This window comes from Euzebya pacifica (genome assembly GCF_003344865.1).
Classification (GTDB): domain Bacteria; phylum Actinomycetota; class Nitriliruptoria; order Euzebyales; family Euzebyaceae; genus Euzebya; species Euzebya pacifica.
Window position 1 is genome coordinate 1,877,256 of sequence record NZ_CP031165.1, and the last position, 16,914, is coordinate 1,894,169.

Here is a 16,914-nt window from a genome sequence, read left to right on the forward strand (position 1 = left end):
GCGCGCATGACCGCTGACGTGATCGTGGACGAACACCTCACCGACCTCGACGGACTCCGGAGGGCCGAGCTCGTGGGCTGCACCATCGAGGGCGTGACCGGTGAGGGCCTGTCGCTGGACGGGGCTCGGTTGGAGTCCTGTCGGTTCGTCGACTGTCACCTGCGGCGTGCCTCCATGGTGGGGACACGGATCGACGACACGACGTTCCTGCGGACCAACCTCTCGGGGGTCGACTGGACGACGCTGGCGTGGTCGTCGTTCCGGATCGGTCCGGGCCTGCGGTTCGCCGACTGCACGCTGGACTACTCGACCTTCCATGGCGTGACGCTGACCGACGTCGTCATCCATGCGTGCCGTGCGCGCGAGGTCGACTTCGGCAGCTGCGACATGACCGGTGCCGACCTGCGCTTCACCGACCTGACCGACGCGCGGTTCGACGGCTCGACCCTGGTCGACGCCGACCTGACCGGTGCCAGCGGCTACGCCTTCGACCTCAACGACCTGCGGTACCGCGGGTGCAAGGTGTCGCTTCCCGAGGCGGGCGCCCTGCTGCAGCGACTGGGACTGGAGGTCCTCCCCGTGCCGATGCCCGACCCCCTCGAGGACGTCCTCCGCGCCACCTCCTGATCGTGCACGACCGGTCTCCGAAACCGGTCGGGCGTACGTCCCTGTCCGACCGGCCACCCGTCGGACGGAGCATCGCCGTTTTCGGTGAACGGAGGGCGAAAGTTGCTCGGCAAACAGTGGATGGGTTCGTTACTGTGGTGATCAGACGGCCACGTCGCTACCCCCTCAGGCGATGTGGCCGTCTTTCCTTTTCGCCTGCACGTTCCCCAGCGTGACCGACCGCCCGTGGTCGGCACGCCAGCGGGGCAGCACGAGGCAGGATCGGGGGCATGCCACGTCCCACCGCTGCCCGCTGGTCCAGCTGGTCCGGCGCCGTGAAGGCCAACCCGACCCACCTCGTCCGGCCCGAGTCCGTCGCCGAGCTGGCCGCGCTCGTCACCGCGGTGGGCGAGCGTGGCGGCACCCTCCGGCCGACCGGCACGGGACACTCCTTCACCCCCCTCGCCAGCAGCGAGGACACCATGGTCCAGCTCGACCTGCTGGACCACGATCGCGTGGACATCACCCCCGACGGTCGGTCGGCCACCGTCAGCGGTGGCACGACCCTGCGGGTGCTCGCCCGCCGGCTGGCGGCCGCGGGCCTGGCGGTGCCGCGGTTCGGCGACATCGACGGCCAGACCGTCGCCGGCGCGCTGTCGACCGGCACCCACGACACCGGCTCGGGACTCGGTCCGCTGCACACGGCGGTGGAGGGGGTCGAGCTGGTCGACGGCACCGGCACGGTGCGGTGGGTCGACCACGCCGACCTGCCGGCCGCTCGCCTCGGGCTCGGCGCGCTGGGGGTCATCGTCCGGGTGCGCATGGCGGTCACCCCCGCCGTCGTGCTGGCCACCCGGACGGCGAAGGTACGACTGGACGACGTCCTGGCCGACTTCCCCCACCACACTGCCGACCACGACCTGGCCGAGTTCTCGTGGCTGCCCCACACCGGGTGGGCTCGGTTGCGGTTGGGGGACATCACCGACGAACCGCCCACCGCGTCGATGACCGTCCGCCGAGCTGCTGACCTGCTGGCCGACCGCGGCAGCACCTGGGTGGCGGGTCAGGTCGCACGGACCTTTCCCGAGCGATCGTCCGTCCTGGGTGGGTTCCTGGCGGCCACCACCGGGGATGTGGCCAGCCGGCGGCCCGGGCACGAAGCCGCACGGGCTCTGCCGCCGCTTCGGTTCCAGTCGACGGCCTTCGCCGTGCCGGTCGACGCGCTCGGACCGCTCGTCCGCCAGCTCGAGGCGCTCGTGGCACGCGACGACCTGCCCCTGGTCCTGCCCGTTCGGGTCCGCACGGTTGCGGCCGACCGCAGCGCGTGGCTCTCCCCGATGTGGGACCGGGAGTCGCTCGTCGTGTCCGTCCGCACGGTGCGCGGCATGCCCTACACGGCCCTGTTCGGCGTCGTGCAGCAGCTGTGCCGGGGATTCGGCGGGCGGCCCCACTGGGGGCTGATGCACACGCTCGGCGTCGAGGAGCTGTCCGAGCTGTACCCGCGCTGGGAGGACTTCGTGGAGGTCCGACGCCGGTTCGACCCACGGGGGGTCCTCGAGTCCCCGTACCTGCGTCGGGTGCTCGGCCCGATCTCCTGACGCCCTCTCGCGCTCAGCCCGGCAGGGTCATCGACCAGAACGCGGCCTCGTGGTCGAGCACCTCGTCGACGGCGGCGCGGGCTGCGACGGTCGGGCCGTCCGGCAGCTCGCGGTCCACGACCTTCGACAGGTCGGTGACGAACCCGGCGAAGTCGTCGTTGGCCCAGTGCGTGACGTACTCCTCGAAGGCGGGTGCGCCGGGCAGTGCGCCCTGCCACGCGGTCAGGTAGGCCGCCTCCACCGCCCACATCGCGGTGATCGCGTCGGGATAGGGACGGGCGGCCAGGCGCAGGAGGGCGTCGTTGTAGGCGGTCGTCTGCGGCAGGTCCGGACCAGTCAGGTCCAGGCCCCGGCGGGCGGCGACCTCCTCGAACCACTCGAGCTCGGCGACGAAGGCGCTGATCCCGCCGAGGACGAGCGGGAAGTCGGCACGGGGCGCGGTCTGCAGCAGCAGCCCCCACGCCCGCACCAGGGTCTCGACGAACCGGTGGTCCTGCTCCAACCAGCGGTCGAAGGTGGCGTCGTCCAGCGTGCCGTCGCGGGTGCCGTCCAGGAACGGCGAGGTCGTCGCCCTCGTCCACCGGTCCCGGTCGGCGGTCAGCAGGGCGGTCGAGGCGGTGGTCATCGGGCCGTTCCGATCGCGTGGGCGCTGGCGAAGAAGTCGTGCTCGAGGCGCATGGCGGTGGCGTAGTGCTCGGCCATGCGTCCCGGGTCACCGCCGAGCCGGTCGATCATGTCCTCCAGCGTCGCGGCGAGGGCCTCGAACTCGGGGTCGGCGTAGGTCCGGACCCAGTCGGCGTACGGCGACGCGGGGTCGAGGTCGGGAAGCAGCTGCTGGCCGAGCCAGGCGTACAGCCGCATGCACGGCGCCATGGCTGCCAGCGCATGGGACACCGGCTCGAGCGCAGCGACCTGCAGGAGGAAGTCGGTGTAGGCGCGTGTGGCGGGTGTGGGGGAGGGGTGCAGGTCGACGTCCCACTCCGCGGCGTAGGCGGCGTGCAGGTCCAGCTCGTCCATCGCCCCGTTGAGGAGGGTTCGGCACGTCCTCAGGGCCTCGTGGTCGGGCGACTTCGCCAGGCACAGCGCGTAGACGCGGGCGAAGGCGTCGAGGAAGAAGGCGTCCTGTCCCACGTAGTGGCGAAAGGCGTCCAGCGGTGTCGACCCGTCGGCCAGGCCGGTGACGAACGGATGGGCCAGGCAGGCATCGGCGATGGGGGCGTTGCCCGCCCACAGGGAGGAGGAGTTCATGGCGTCGGGGATGGTAGACGGCCGGACCGGTGTGCCTGCGGGGGGTCGTTCGCGGTAGCGTCTGCTGCCATGCGGATTCGTCCTGGAAAGCTGTTGCTGTTCGTCGTGCTGGCCGGTGGTGCTGCCGTGGTGCTCAAGCAGCGCCAGGAGGGTGCGACCGAGCTGGCTCCCTCGTCGCCGAGCGAGCCCTTCATGGCGCCGTCGCCGGCACGCGAGAGCGCCTCGGTGCGCCCGCCGGACACGGCCATGCCGGCGCCTGATGCCGACGATGCGGCCGACCTGTCGGAGGCCGACACCGCCGAGATCGTGCTGCCGTCGTCCTCGGCTGCCGACGACACCGAACCGGGTCCCCTGCCCGTGCCGCCGCACGGCCCCTTCACCACCGCTCCCGATGGGCCGGCGGACGACCTCAAGCGCATCAGCGGCGTGGGCCCGAAGCTCGAGGCCTTGCTGAACGAGCAGGGCATCACGACGTTCGCGCAGCTGGCGGCGCTCTCCGACGAGGATGTCGACGCGCTGCAGGAGCGGCTGTCACAGTTCCCCGGCCGCATCCGCCGCGACGACTGGGTGGCGCAGGCCACGCGCTTCGTCGAGGAGGGCTAGCCCCTCCTCGAGCGGGGGGTCGTTCCGGGGGAAGTTGTCCACACCCGCGGCGACGTGGCGGCTCGTGACGCGACCGTTGTGGCCAGCATGGGTCCGTGGGCAGCGACGGGTGGACCGAGGTGGCCAGGCGCGCCGGCATGACTCCGGCGGAGGTCGCCGCGCTCGTCGTCCTCCTCCTCGGCGCGGTGTCGCTGACCGTCGTCGTGTGGTGGAACGGCACCGACCGGTCCCCGGGCCCGGGGCAGGCACCGATCGCCATCGTCGGTGCAGGCGATGCGGGATCCACCACCGCCCCCGCGGACAGGACGTCCGGTCAGGACGCTGGCGCGGATGACCCCCCGGCGCCCGGATCGGACCCCACGGCCACGGTTGTGGTGGACGTGGCAGGCCTCGTGCTGCGGCCCGGGCTGGTGGAGCTGCCCGCAGGGTCGCGGGTCGCCGACGCGCTGGTCGCCGCTGGTGGGGCGGTGGACCCAGCCGACACCAGCGTCCTGAACCTCGCCCGGATCCTGGTCGACGGCGAGCAGGTGGTGGTGACCGACGGGACCGCGCCTCCGCCGGTGGCGGCCGGCCCCGGTGGTGGACCGGACGGCCCGACCCTCCTCGCCGACGGACGGCTGGACCTCAACGCCGCCACCGTCGAGGACCTCCAGTCGCTTCCGGGCGTCGGGCCGGTCACCGCCGAACGCATCGTGGCTCGACGCGACGAGCTCGGGGGGTTCAGCGACGTCGTGCAGCTGCTGGAGGTGTCGGGCATCGGCCCGGCGCGGTTCGCCGACCTCGAGTCCCGGGTGGGCGTGTGACCGGGCCGACCGCAGCGGTGGTGGCAGCGGCCGCCTGGGTCGGCGCGCTCGTCGGCAGCTGGGTGGGGTTCGGATCGCTCTCGCTGACGTGGGTCGCGGTCGGGCTGGCCGTGGTGCTGGTCGTGGTGCTCGTCGCGTCGGGGTCCACCCGTGGGCAGTCGACGCCGGGGCACGCTGCCCACGAGGGGGCCGCCCGACGGGTGCGCTGGACGATGGTGGCCGCCGTGATCACCGCGCTCGTCGCCGGCATCGGCGGTGCCAGCCGTGCGGTGTCGGTCGTGGACGGCACGCTGGCCGACCGCGTGACCGGCGACCCGACCGGCACTGCGCCGGACATGGCTGTCGAGCTGGATGTCGTCATGGCCGGCGATCCGCAGCCCGGGGCGTTCGGTGGATGGTGGGCGCTGGCCCAGCTGCGCACCCTCTCCGTCCCCGGCGACCAGCCGGTCGGCAGCCGCGAACGGGTCGTGCTGCGCAGCGGCGCGCCGACCCCGCCGCTGGGTACGCCGACGAGGGTGTCGGGGTTGGCCTCCCCGATCGATGGGGACGCGGCCGCGTGGTTCGCCCGCCAGGGGGCCGCGGTGGAGGTGCGGGTGGTCGACCTGCAGGCCACAGGTGCGCCACCCGGATGGCTCGCGGCCACGACGTGGTTGCGTGAGCGATTGCGGACGGTCGCATCGGACGCCCTCGACGAGGCTCGGGCCAGCCTGCTGACGGGATTGGTCACCGGCGACGTGCGCGGCCAACCGACGGCGCTGGCCGACGCGGTCGATGCCGCCGGGCTGTCCCACCTGGTGGCGGTGTCCGGCTCGAACGTGGCGATGGTCGTCGGGGGAGTGCTCGGCGCGTGCCTGCTGATCGGACTGGGACGGCGGGTGGGATGGGGCGCGTCGCTCGTGACGGTCTGGTGGTTCGTCGTCCTCGTCAGGGCCGAGCCGAGCGTGCTGCGCGCCGCGCTGATGGCGAGCCTCGTCCTCGTGGCCGCGCTGCTCGGCCGCCTGCGGGACACCGGTCACCTGCTGTCGGTGGCCGTACTCCTCGCGGTCCTGCTCGACCCGTTGCTTGCCGGACGGATCGGCTTCGTCCTGTCGGTCGCCGCGACCGTCGGGGTGCTGGTGGTGACCCCACGGGTCCGCCGGATCCTGCCCGGACCCGAGGGGCTGCGGACCGTGCTGGCCGCCACCATCGGGGCGCAGGTGGCGGTCGCGCCGGTCCTCCTCCTCTTCGGCGGGCACGTCGGCGTGTCGGCCCTGCTCGCCAACGTTGTGGCGGTGCCGGCCGCTGCGGTCGGCAGCGTGATCGGTGTCGGTGCCGCGCTGGTCGCCACGTTCGCGCCGGGTGTCGCGGTGCTGTTCGGGTGGCTGGCCGGCCTGCCGCTGGCGGTCGTCGTGTGGGCGGCCGAGACGTTCGCCGGTCCCGTGGGACAGCAGGTCGACCGAGCCGCACCGTGGGTGCTCGGCATCGGGCTGCTCGGCTGGCTCGTCGTCGTGGCCGTCCGGACCGGCATGGTCGGGCGTCGCACGGCGGGCGGGGCGTCGGGGGCCGTGGCGACGGTGGCCATCGTCGCCGTGGTGGTGTTGGGTTCGCCGGCCGGCACGCTGGGGGAGGGGGTGGTGCTGGTCGCGCTGGACGTCGGGCAGGGCGACGCAGTGCTGGTCGGGGACGGCGCCGCGGGATGGATGCTGGTCGACGGCGGTCCGGACCCTGCCGCGCTGCGTCAGGCCCTGCGCCGCCACGACGTGGACGCGCTCCGGCTCGTCGTGCTGAGCCATCCACACGACGACCACCAGCGCGGGCTGGACGGCCTGTTCGACGACATCGACGTCGGGGCGCTCGTCGTCGGCCCGCTGACCCCCAGCACCAGCGAGGACCCCGACGGCGTCGTCGCGCAGGCAGAGGCCGCCGGGGTCGCGGTCCAGCTCGTCCACGAGGGCGCCGGCTGGCGGTTCGGTACCACCGACGTGCAGGTCCTGTCCCCACCCGCCGGCGGCATCGCCCTGGACGCCAACGAGAGCTCGGTCGTCCTCGGTCTCCGGGTGGATGGCGGCGCGAGTGCGCTGCTGACCGGAGATACCGAGGCCATCGCACAGATGCGCCTCCTGGCGGCCCCGGAGGTGATCGACGTCGACGTGCTCAAGGTGCCCCACCACGGCGGGGACACCAACGCCGAGGGGTTCCTGTCGGCGACGACACCGGAGGTCGCGGTGATCAGCGCCGGCGAGGACAACCCGTTCGGCCATCCCCACCCCGACGTGCTGGCCGACCTGGTCGGGGTGGATGTCCGGCGGACCGACGTGGCGGGCGATGTCGTGGTGCCCCTCCACGGAGGCCCTTGAGTCCGGGAGGTATCAGCCCCGCAGCGTCGCCAGAGGCGAAGGGATGCGGCCTTGGTCCGCCTACACGAGGGTCCAGTGCTTGGACGTCTCCAGCTTGCTGAGTGCGGCGGCGTCGACGAAGTAGCGGAGCAGGCCGCAGTCGGCACAGACCACCGCTCGCATCTTCGCCGACGAGAGTGGCCCCGGCGAGAGCTTGGGGAGCAGCTCGCCACCGATCGTTGTGGTGCCGACTGGTCTGTCGCTCTTGTAGACCCGCTCGGACTGGCAGTTGGGGCAGGGCCTCACGACGGGTTCCTTCGCCTCGGAATGCATGTCGGGTTGAGGCTAGCCTCCTCGTTTCCTTGTCAGTGGCCGGTTCATGCCTCGACGGTCATCTGCACGGGTGGGGGACCAGCTTCGGCGATCTCCGCGTCCAGCGTGTACTTGCCGACGGCCATCGCACCGAGGGCCACGGCGAGGTACAGGGTCAGCGCGAGGAAGAACGCGATCAGGACCTTCCGGAAGTCCTCCTGTGGGACGGCAAGAGCTGCAGCGGTTGGGTTGCGTTCGTTGGTGGTGGTCATGGCGGTCGTCTCCTCGGTTGGGGTGTGCTGACAGCCACGACAATGCGCCAGGAGTGTGAGGCGAGCCTGAGGCATGTATGAGGACTGCCTGAGACTCGGCCCGGCCAGCTAGCCGAACGTCAGGCCGTGCTGGGTGACGAGCGGCTCGGTTGCCGCCATGTCGATCTCACAGCCGTAGGGAAGGATGCGCGGGTCGGTCGCGAAGTCGAAGTCGCCGTCGGTGTGGTCGATGGTCCAGAACAGCTCCTCCAGGCCACCGGGGGTGATCAGCTCCAGGAGTCGTGCCGGCTCGTCGGCGGCGTTCCAGAAGGTGTGCCACTCACCACGCGGCTTGACCACGACGTCGCCGACCTCCGCGACGACCTCTTCATCGCCCAGCCGCGCCCACACCCGCCCCTCCAGGATGATGCTGAACTCGTCCTCCCGGGAATGGCGATGCATCGGTGCGGCGATGGATCGTGGCGCGAGGAGGTGCTCGACCAACGCGAAGCGTCCACCCCAGTCCCTGGAGTCGATGACGAACCGGTCGCGGACACCGGAGGGCGGGCCGAGGATCGCTCCCTCGCCCGCACGGATCAGTCGTGTGGTCATGACGGTGATGGTGGCGATCCGGGGCTTCCGTGCCCATCCCACAAATGTGATAGTTCCGGCAGTGGTCGCGCCAGCGGTGTCATCGACGCAACGGGTGCTGGGCCGTCTGCAGGACGCAGCGCGGGCCGGCTGTGACCTCGTGACCCTCTGGCGGACGGTCACGCCTGTCCTGCAACAAGCACTGCCCCACGCCCATTCGCCGTGCTTCTTCACCGTCGACCCGGAATCGATCATCGTGACCAGCCACTTCCAGGAGGGACTGCCCGAGATCCCCACCGAGTGGCTCGCCCGGGAGTACACCGCGCCGGACCACAACGCCATGACCGCCGTGATCCGTTCCCGTAGCGGGGTGGGGACGCTGCACGACGCCACCGGCGGCCGTCCGGAAATCGCCCGGAAGTTCCACGAGGAGATGCAGCCCTTCGGCTGCGAACAAGAGCTCATCTTCGCGCTGCGGACACCGGACGGCACCCCGTGGGGTGCGGTCGGGCTGTACCGCGAGGCCGGTCAGCCGCTCTTCGACGAGCACGACACAGCCCTTGCCGCCGCGGCCGGGCGAGTGCTGGCCGAAGGGGCTCGGTTCGCTGCGTGCCACGGACAGGCCAGCGATCCCGACCTCGACGACCCGCCGGGGCTGGTCGTGCTCTCCAGGGACTACGCCGCGGTGTCGGCAACCCCGGCCGCGGCGGGCTGGCTGGCAGAGCTCGGTGGCGACCTGGGACGGCTGCCGGCGGTGGTCGTGGCGGCGGCCGGCGCGGCGCGGACGGGGCGGGAGCCGTTGGCGCGGGCGCGAGGCACGTCGGGCCGATGGGTCGACGTGCACGCCGCCCCGATGCAGCCCCCCGGTCGGGTCGCAGTCGTCCTGCAGGACGCCAACCCCTTGCGCCTGGCGGAGCTGCTGATGGCCGCGTACGGCTTGACCAGGCGTGAACGCGACGTCGTGCGCGAGGTGATCGCCGGACGGTCGACGAACCAGATCGCGCGCCGTCTGGGCATCACCCCCGGCACCGTCCAGCAGCACACCAGCCGCATCCTGGCGCGGACGGGAACGGGCAGCCGCGGCGAGCTGGTCAGCCTCGTCTTCCGCTCCCGCTACCTGGCGCGCGTCCGTGACAACGAACGCCGAACCGAGCAGGGACTGCCGGTGCGTGACGGGCCCTCGCCGCTCGCCCCGATCCCCGGCCCCCGACCCGCTGAACAGACCGCTGTGCCATAGCCTGCGCTCCGTGAAGGACTCCACTCGCAAGCTGTGGGAGCGCCAGGACGCCCACGACGGCGATCGCGCGCGCCTGTTCCACGCCGTCGCCGCGCACGTCGACGCGACCACGGTCCTGTACCCCGGGTCGTGGGTGGACATCGCGGCGTCGATCGCCTGGCCCGACGTCACCTACGTCGACACCGACGGCAACGCCGAACGGTTCTTCGCCGACTCGGCCGGCGTGGACGAGCTGCTGGTCGAGGCCGGAGCGGCGAACCGGCGGTGGCGGTTCGTGCCCAGCGACTACACCCAGCCGCTTCCGTTGGGGGACGGCGAGGTCGACTTGCTCCTCTCGTGCTACGCAGGTTTCGTCTCCGAGCATTGCACCGAGCACCTGCGCATCGGTGGATGGCTGCTGGCGACCGCCAGCCATGGCGATGCGGCCATGGCGTCCATCGATCCGCGGTACCGGCTGGTCGGGGTGGTCGTGCGCAACGGGGACCGATACCGCGTGCAGGACGAGGACCTGGAGCGCTACACGGTGCCGAAGACGCCCGTTGTGGTGACGAAGGACCTGCTGCACGAGCGGGGCCGGGGCGTCGGGTGGACGCGACCAGCCGCGGCGTACCTGTTCCAGCGGGTCGGTTGAGTCCACCTGCCATCCTGTCGACCATGGAACTCGCCGGACTCGTCGACAGCCACGTCCACCTCCTGCCGGATCGCCTCGCCCGAGCGATCCGTCGGGTGTTCACCGACATGGGAATGGACCGGTTCGCCTATCCGCTGGATACCGGCGAGGTGCTGGGTGCGCACCTCGCCGACGGGTTCACGAGCGCCTGGACGTTGCCCTATGCCCACCAGCCGGGCATGGCTGCCCGCCTCAACGCCGATGTGGCGGCGCTGGCGCGCACGCTGTCCACCGCCGGCATGACGGTGGTCCCGGGGCTGACGGTCCACCCGGCGGATGCCGATCCCGGCGGCGACGTCGAGGCCGCCCACGACGACGGCGGCAGGGTGCTGAAGCTGCACTGCTCGGTGGGTTCCTACGGTCCGGACGACGTTCGGCTCGACGGGGCCCTGACCGTCGCAGGGGAGCGAGGGATACCGGTCGTCGTGCACGTCGGCCACGCGCCCTCGGGACGGACCGCCGGCGAGGAGCTCGACGCGCTCGGGGTCGCGGCCGCCCGCCATCCCGACACCACGTTCGTGATCGCCCACTGCGCCCACCCCGCCACCGCCGCGGCCATGGACCTGCTGGCCCGTCACGACAACCTGATGGCCGACCTGACCCCGGTCGTCATCGAGCTCGTCGACCTCGATGCCGATCAGCTGGAGGCCCACCACCACCGTCTCCTGCTGGGCACCGACATGCCCAACACCGCCGTCCCCGCTGGCCGGGTGATCGAGTGGTTGCAGCGGTCGGACCTGTCGGCCGAGGCATACACCGCCATCACCGGGGGCAACGCCCGTCGGCTGGTGACTGGCTGACCCTCGTGCCGGGGCCCGATGTCGTACCCGGTCCGTACACTTCTCGGTGATGTCACGACCTCCTGCCTACCTGTTCACCGGCCCCGAGCAGCTGCTCGTCCGCCGGGCCGCCGACCGCCTCCTGGCCGAGCTGAAGCAGGAGGCCGGCGGCGAGCTCGACATCTCCGAGGTCCGGGGCAGCGACCTGGGCGAGGACTCCCTCCCGGACCTCCGCACCGCCTCGTTGTTCGCCGTTCCTCGCGCCTACGTCGTCCGGGATGCCCAGCTGTTGCCGAAGGTGGCGGCCAACGCGCTGAAGTACGAGATCGAGCACCAGACCGCGTCGGCCACGATCGTCCTGATGTCCAGCGGCACCAAGGCCATCATGGGGCTGGCCAAGGCGGTCAAGGCCGCCGGGGGACGGGTCGACGTCGCCCCGCCTCGCGAGTTCGAGGACAAGGCCTGGCGGTCGCTGGTCAACGACGAGTTCCGGCTGCACGACCGGTCGGCATCTCAGGACGCGGTCGAGGCCGTGCTCGACGCCTCGGGCCTGTCGGTCAACGCCATCGCCGAGAAGGTCGCCCAGGCCTGTGCGGCCGCCCCGAAGGGGAAGACGGTCACCCGAGAGGTCGTCGACCAGGTCGTGGTGGGCCACGGCTCCCGTGGGGCGTTCGCCGTCGCCGACGCCATGTGTGACCGTGATCCGGCCACGGCCCTGCGGCTGCTGCGCGGGTGCCTCGACGCGGGCGACCACCCCGTGATGATCCTGGGCGCGCTCACCTACAAGATGCGCCAGCTCGTCGCCGTTGCGGCTGGCGTCGACGGGCGCTCCGTCGGGCTGTCCATCTCCCGCCCGATGGCCAACCGGCTGCAGGGCGCCCGCCGCAACTTCGGGCCCGGCGAGCTGACCGCCGCGCTGCAACACCTCGCGGCCTGTGACCTGGAGATCAAGTCGGGCGACCTCGACCAGAACTTCGCGATCGAACGCGCGGTGCTGGGCGTCGCGAGCAGGGAACGGCTGCCCGTCCCCGACCCGGACCGCGAGATCCTGCGCTGACAACGTCGACGGCCGGCCCCGAGGGGACCGGCCGTCGACACGTCCGTCGTCGATCGCGAGTGACTACTCGACGGTGACGGTGATCTCGTCGGTCAGGTCCAGGGCGGTGTGCTCGCCGTCGCCGTCCTGCAGGCACAGGGTGTGCTCGCCCGGCTCCAGCTCCAGCTCGGCGCTCGTCGACCCGTCGCGGACCAGAGGCCGCCCCGGACGGCAACTACTGCGGTCGTTGGATGGACTCGCGGAGCAGCGCCATCGCGGCGACGGCGGCGATGGTGACTGCGGTGAACATGGCGACGGTCAGGCCGGCCCGGTCGGCGATCGCACCGTCCAGCCCTGCGGCGATCGGTCGCACGCCGAGGAACGCCATGCCCCACAGGGCCATGACCCGTCCGCGGATGTGGTCGTCCACGTACAGCTGGAGGGTGGTGTTCAGGGTGGTCGTCGCGTGGAGGAATCCCGCGCCGGCAACGGTCATCCCGGCCAGCAGGACCACCGGGTTGCTCGCCAGCGCACCTACCGACAGGCCCACCGACAGGACACCCAAGCCCGCGCCGGCCTGCAGCCGCGCACCGAGCCGCGCGCGGACGCGCTGCACCGCGAGCGAGGAGATGGTGGCGCCCGCCCCGAAGGCCGAGCCGATCCCGCCCACCAGGGCCGCACCGGATCCCAGCCGGTCCGCAAGGGCAGGGGCCAGCGTCAGCACCGGATCAGTTGCGAAGCCCAGCACCACCGTCGCGAGCATCGGCACCGCGACGGCGCGGTCCCGACGCGCGAGGGCGAGCCCGGCCCACACCGAGCGGGACTCCTCCGAGGACGTCTCGTGCGGCTCCGGCGGGGCCAGGACGCGCTGACGGCCGAGCCACAGCAGCACGCCGAGGAAGATCGCGAAGCTGGTGGCGTTGACGCCGAAGGCGACCGCAGCCCCCGCCGCGGCCACGAGGCCGCCGGCCAGCGCCGGGCCGATCGCCCGGGCGAGGTTGAACGTGACGGAGTTCAGGGCGATGGCCTGCGCCAGGTCCCGCCGGGGGACCAGGGAGGGTACGTAGGCCTGGAGGGTCGGCAGGCCGATGGCGTAGCCCGCTCCGATGAAGCCGGTGAACAGCGCGATGGGCCACACCAGCCCCGGGGTCGGATCGACGAACGCCAGCAGGATGGCCAGGCCGACTGCGCCACCGAGCCCGGACAGCTGGGCGCCGACGAGCAGCCGTCGGCGGTCGAGGCGATCCGACAGCTGGCCGGCCCACGGGGCCAGGAACAACGTGAACGCGTACTGGAGGCCGCCCACCAGGCCGACCAGGGTGCTGGAGCCCGTCGCCTGGAAGATCACGATGCCGATGGCGACGTTGTGGAACCAGTTGCCGGTGTTGGACAGCCACTGGCCGACGACGTAGGGACCGAACCGCCGATCGGCGAGCAGCTGGCCGGCGCCTCGAGGACGGTCCTCGGACGCGGGATCGTCCATGTCGGTGGTGGAGGAGGTCACGCCACGCCAGCCTGCCCCATGGACGGGGCGCTGCCACATTCGGTGGGTGCGGCCGACGATGCGGCGAATCGGAGGGGTAGGTTGCCCGGAGCATGGGCCTGATGTCCCCCGAGCAGCCGCACTACGACCTGGCCGAGTTCCGGACGCTGCCGTACCACGACCGCGTCCGCCTCGCCTGCCTCGACTGGGTCCACTGTGGCTTCGGTGCCCCGACGTCGGCCTACCTGTTCTACCTGCTGAAGATCGGGCTGTGGATCGGCGGCTGGATCCTGATCGTGCGGGCCTCGGGGATGTCAGGGGGTGTCGCCGACTGGTGGACCACCCCGATGGCGTTCGTGAAGGCCATCGCCTGGACCATGCTGTGGGAGGGCATGGGGTTCGGCTGCGGATCGGGTCCCCTGACCGGCCGCTACTGGCCGCCCGTCGCGGGCCTCGGCCACTGGCTGCGACCCGGCACGATCACGCTGCCGGCCTTCCCCGACCGGCTGCCGTTCACCGCCGGATCCCGCCGGACCGTCGTCGACGTCGCCCTCTACGCCGGGTACCTCGGCACCGGGGCGGCCCTGCTGTTCGCCGACCGCGTGGGGCCGGCCACGGTGCTGCCCGTCCTGGTGTTGCTCGCCCTGGCCTCGCTGCGGGACAAGACGGTGTTCCTCGCCTCCCGCGGCGAGCACTACGCCACGACCCTCGCCGTCGTCGTGTTCGTGGGATCGGCCGGCATCGCGGCCGACACCACGTGGGCGCAGGTCCCCGTGGGCGTCATCGCGGGCGCCAAGGCCGTGCAGGTGGCGATCTGGTGGTGGGCGGCAACCTCCAAGCTCAACCACCACTTCCCCTACGTGGTCGGCGTGATGCTGACCAACCACCCGCTGAACCGGTTCCCGACGTTGCGTCGCCGGCTGGTCAGGGCGTATCCGCACGACCTCCGTCCGGGGACCGTGCCCAGGGTGTTGGCGCACGGTGGCACGGTCATCGAGTACGTGGTCCCGCTGACGCTCGTCCTGTCCGACGGCGGGGTCGGCACCATCGTCGGGTTGGGGATCATGGTGGCCTTCCATGCCTGGATCTTCTCCAGCTTCGCGCTCGGCGTGCCGCAGGAGTGGAACGTGCTGTTCGTCTACTCCGCGCTCGTGCTGTTCGGCACCAACGCCGAGGTTGAACCGTGGCAGCTCGGCAGCCCGCTCCTGTGGGCCATCCTCCTCCTGGCCCTGGTGGTGGTGCCCGTCGTCGGCAACCTGCGACCGGACAAGGTGTCGTTCCTGCCGTCGATGCGGTACTACGCCGGCAACTGGGCGACGACCACCTGGCTGTTCACGCCCGAAGCGCTCGCCCGGTTCGACCGCGAGGTGCCGAAGGTCGCCGACGAGCTGCTGACCCAGCTGCGTCGCTTCTACGACGACGACGCCAACGAGGTCTCGTTGTCCCGCGTCCCGGCGTTCCGCGCGATGCACCTCCACGGGCGGCTCGTGCAGCGGTTGATCTGCCGTGCGGTCGAGGACCCCGACGACCGCGTGATCCGCGAGGGCGAGCTCGTGGCCGGCATGGCGCTCGGCTGGAACTTCGGCGACGGCCACCTCCACGACGAGCAGCTGCTGGATGCCGTGCAGGAACGCTGTGGCTTCGCCCCCGGTGAGCTGCGCATCGTCGCCATCGAGTCCCAGCCGATCACGCGGGCGACGTGGTCGTGGCGGATCGTCGACGCGGCCGACGGGGTGCTGCTGCGCGGTACCGCACCCGTCACCGATGCCCTCGAGCAGCAGCCCTGGCCCGACCCGATCCAGGGGAGGGACGAGGCGCCGTGAGCCGTCGATCGCGAAGCCGCGGTGGGTACGACGCCGTCGTTGTCGGGGGCGGACCCAACGGCCTGTCAGCGGCCCTCACCTTCGCCCGGGCCGGTCGCTCGGTCCTGCTGCTGGAGGCCGCCGACGAGATCGGCGGGGCCTGCCGCTCCGCCCCGCTCCTCGGGCCCGGCTGGATCAACGACCTCGGCTCGGCCATCCACCCGATCGCACGTGCCTCTCCCTTCTTCGCCGGCCTCGACCTCGAGTCACACGGCCTGGAATGGATCACCCCGCCGGCGTCGGTCGGCCATCCGCTCGACGACGGTCGAGCGGCAGTCGCATGGCGCGACCTCGACCGCACCGTCGAGGCACTGGGACGCGACGGGTCGACGTACCGCCGGATCGTGCAGCCGCTGGCCGACCGGCTCGACGACCTGATGGACCTCAGCCTGCGACCGCTGCTGCGGGTGCCCCGTCACCCCCTGTTCGCCGCTCGGTTCGGCGTGCAGGCGGCGGTTCCCGCCCGCTGGTACGCCAAGGGGCTGTTCCGTACCGACGAGGCCCGGGCGCTCTTCGCGGGTCATGCCGCCCATGCCGTCCTGCCGCTCGACCGGCCCCTGACCAGCTCCTTCGCCCTGATGTTCGGGGCGACGGTCCACACGGTGGGTTGGCCGTTCCCACGTGGTGGCGCCGGCGCGTTGACCGCCGCGCTGCACCGCTGCCTCCTCGCCCTCGGTGGTGAGGTCCGGACCGGGCACCCGGTGCAGTCCATGGCCGACATCCCACCGGCTGACCACGTCGTCCTCGCCCTCACGCCCCTGCAGGTCCTGCGGATCACCGGCGACCACTTCCCGGCCGGCTACCGGGCCTCGCTGGCCCGCTTCCGCTACGGGCCGGGCCTGTTCAAGCTCGACCTCGGCCTGTCCGGCCCGATCCCGTGGACCAACCCCGACCTGCACGAGACGGCCACCGTGCACGTCGGCGGCACCGTGGACGACGTCGCCCTCGCCGAACGTGTCGTGGCCGCCGGTCACCATGCCCGCGAGCCCTTCCTCATCCTCGCCCAGCACTCGCGCTTCGATCCCTCCCGCGCACCCGATGGCAAGCACACCGTCTGGGTGTACTGCCACGTCCCGAACGGGTCGACGCGTGACATGACCGAGGCCATCGAACGGCGTATCGAACGGTTCGCCCCGGGATTCCGTGACCTCGTCGAGCATCGCCACGCCTCGACCACCGCCGACCTCGAGGCCTTCGACGCCAACCTGGTCGGCGGCGACGTCGGCGGCGGCAGCCACGGAGGCCTCCAGCTGCTCCTGCGGCCCCGACCACAGCTCGTCCCATGGGCGACTCCCGACCCGTCGATCTGGATCGGTTCGGCCTCGACGACCCCCGGCGGAGGGGTCCACGGCATGGCCGGCCACCAGGCTGCCAACGCGGTTCTTTCGGACTCGATTCGACCGAACGTTTGACTGAACTTTGTTCAGCTGTCTGATTGTCGGACATGTCATCGGACTGAAATCTGAATGACCTTCCGTTGACGCACGACCCGACAAGCATGACCGGCTCCCGGTGCCACC

18 protein-coding genes are annotated in these 16,914 nt (G+C 71.9%); 11 read left to right on the forward strand and 7 right to left on the reverse strand.

Annotated features, from left to right (window positions below; all coding sequences use genetic code 11):
- Positions 1-6 precede the first annotated feature (6 nt).
- On the forward strand, positions 7-627 hold the full coding sequence (locus DVS28_RS07815; protein ID WP_164710142.1) for a pentapeptide repeat-containing protein: 621 nt from the start codon (positions 7-9) through the stop codon (positions 625-627).
- 269 nt (positions 628-896) lie between these two features.
- Positions 897-2,204 (forward strand): D-arabinono-1,4-lactone oxidase, encoded by a 1,308-nt coding sequence (locus DVS28_RS07820; protein ID WP_114590971.1) that lies wholly within the window; start codon positions 897-899, stop codon positions 2,202-2,204.
- Positions 2,205-2,217: 13 nt separating this feature from the next.
- Here DVS28_RS07820 and DVS28_RS07825 read toward each other — a convergent pair whose 3' ends face one another.
- Both DVS28_RS07825 and DVS28_RS07830 read right to left on the reverse strand, forming a co-directional pair.
- Entirely contained in the window at positions 2,218-2,829 is a 612-nt protein-coding gene (locus tag DVS28_RS07825; protein ID WP_114590972.1) for a TenA family protein, read from the reverse strand.
- Entirely contained in the window at positions 2,826-3,452 is a 627-nt protein-coding gene (locus DVS28_RS07830; protein ID WP_114590973.1) for a TenA family protein, read from the reverse strand. Before DVS28_RS07830 ends, DVS28_RS07825 begins: the two co-directional genes overlap by 4 nt.
- Before the next feature lie 69 nt (positions 3,453-3,521).
- Between DVS28_RS07830 and DVS28_RS28255 the strand changes: the two genes are divergently transcribed.
- From DVS28_RS28255 to DVS28_RS07845, 3 genes are all read left to right on the forward strand, one after another.
- A complete protein-coding gene (locus DVS28_RS28255; RefSeq protein WP_164710144.1) occupies positions 3,522-4,055 on the forward strand; it encodes a helix-hairpin-helix domain-containing protein in 534 nt (177 codons plus the stop codon).
- 95 nt (positions 4,056-4,150) lie between these two features.
- Positions 4,151-4,858: a ComEA family DNA-binding protein gene (locus DVS28_RS07840; RefSeq protein ID WP_216826469.1), complete on the forward strand. Its 708-nt coding sequence runs from the start codon at positions 4,151-4,153 to the stop codon at positions 4,856-4,858.
- Entirely contained in the window at positions 4,855-7,194 is a 2,340-nt protein-coding gene (locus DVS28_RS07845; RefSeq protein WP_114590974.1) for a ComEC/Rec2 family competence protein, read from the forward strand. The genes DVS28_RS07840 and DVS28_RS07845 overlap by 4 nt, the downstream gene beginning before the upstream one ends.
- Positions 7,195-7,254: 60 nt before the next feature.
- On the opposite strand, the gene DVS28_RS07850 is transcribed toward DVS28_RS07845, so the two are convergent.
- From DVS28_RS07850 to DVS28_RS07860, 3 genes are all read right to left on the reverse strand, one after another.
- Positions 7,255-7,506, reverse strand: coding sequence for a hypothetical protein (locus DVS28_RS07850; RefSeq protein WP_114590975.1), 252 nt, complete (start codon positions 7,504-7,506; stop codon positions 7,255-7,257).
- 44 nt (positions 7,507-7,550) lie between these two features.
- Positions 7,551-7,757: a hypothetical protein gene (locus DVS28_RS07855; protein WP_114590976.1), complete on the reverse strand. Its 207-nt coding sequence runs from the start codon at positions 7,755-7,757 to the stop codon at positions 7,551-7,553.
- A gap of 108 nt (positions 7,758-7,865) precedes the next feature.
- On the reverse strand, positions 7,866-8,348 hold the full coding sequence (locus DVS28_RS07860) for a cupin domain-containing protein (RefSeq protein ID WP_174236195.1): 483 nt from the start codon (positions 8,346-8,348) through the stop codon (positions 7,866-7,868).
- Between the two features lie 76 nt (positions 8,349-8,424).
- On the opposite strand from DVS28_RS07860, the gene DVS28_RS07865 reads away from it, so the two are divergent.
- Genes DVS28_RS07865 through holA form a run of 4 tightly spaced genes read left to right on the forward strand, consistent with a single transcriptional unit; the run spans position 8,425 to position 12,070 of the window.
- Positions 8,425-9,564, forward strand: a complete 1,140-nt coding sequence (locus DVS28_RS07865; protein ID WP_216826470.1) for a helix-turn-helix transcriptional regulator — start codon at positions 8,425-8,427, stop codon at positions 9,562-9,564.
- A 10-nt stretch (positions 9,565-9,574) separates the two neighbouring features.
- Complete coding sequence (locus DVS28_RS28260; protein ID WP_164710146.1) at positions 9,575-10,195, forward strand: hypothetical protein; 621 nt, start codon at positions 9,575-9,577, stop codon at positions 10,193-10,195.
- Positions 10,196-10,218: 23 nt separating this feature from the next.
- Positions 10,219-11,034: an amidohydrolase family protein gene (locus DVS28_RS07870; RefSeq protein WP_164710148.1), complete on the forward strand. Its 816-nt coding sequence runs from the start codon at positions 10,219-10,221 to the stop codon at positions 11,032-11,034.
- 49 nt (positions 11,035-11,083) lie between these two features.
- The gene (gene holA / locus DVS28_RS07875) at positions 11,084-12,070 is read left to right on the forward strand and encodes a DNA polymerase III subunit delta (RefSeq protein WP_114590978.1); all 987 of its coding nucleotides are present in this window, start codon (positions 11,084-11,086) and stop codon (positions 12,068-12,070) included.
- Positions 12,071-12,133: 63 nt separating this feature from the next.
- Here the strand turns inward: holA and DVS28_RS30125 are convergent, their stop codons facing one another.
- Both DVS28_RS30125 and DVS28_RS07885 read right to left on the reverse strand, forming a co-directional pair.
- The gene (locus DVS28_RS30125) at positions 12,134-12,265 is read right to left on the reverse strand and encodes a DUF4399 domain-containing protein (RefSeq protein WP_114594048.1); all 132 of its coding nucleotides are present in this window, start codon (positions 12,263-12,265) and stop codon (positions 12,134-12,136) included.
- Positions 12,266-12,284: 19 nt separating this feature from the next.
- Positions 12,285-13,553: an MFS transporter gene (locus DVS28_RS07885; RefSeq protein ID WP_164710150.1), complete on the reverse strand. Its 1,269-nt coding sequence runs from the start codon at positions 13,551-13,553 to the stop codon at positions 12,285-12,287.
- A gap of 92 nt (positions 13,554-13,645) precedes the next feature.
- On the opposite strand from DVS28_RS07885, the gene DVS28_RS07890 reads away from it, so the two are divergent.
- Positions 13,646-15,355: a DUF3556 domain-containing protein gene (locus tag DVS28_RS07890; protein WP_114590980.1), complete on the forward strand. Its 1,710-nt coding sequence runs from the start codon at positions 13,646-13,648 to the stop codon at positions 15,353-15,355.
- The gene (locus DVS28_RS07895; protein WP_114590981.1) at positions 15,352-16,806 is read left to right on the forward strand and encodes a phytoene desaturase family protein; all 1,455 of its coding nucleotides are present in this window, start codon (positions 15,352-15,354) and stop codon (positions 16,804-16,806) included. The genes DVS28_RS07890 and DVS28_RS07895 overlap by 4 nt, the downstream gene beginning before the upstream one ends.
- Positions 16,807-16,914: the final 108 nt, after the last annotated feature.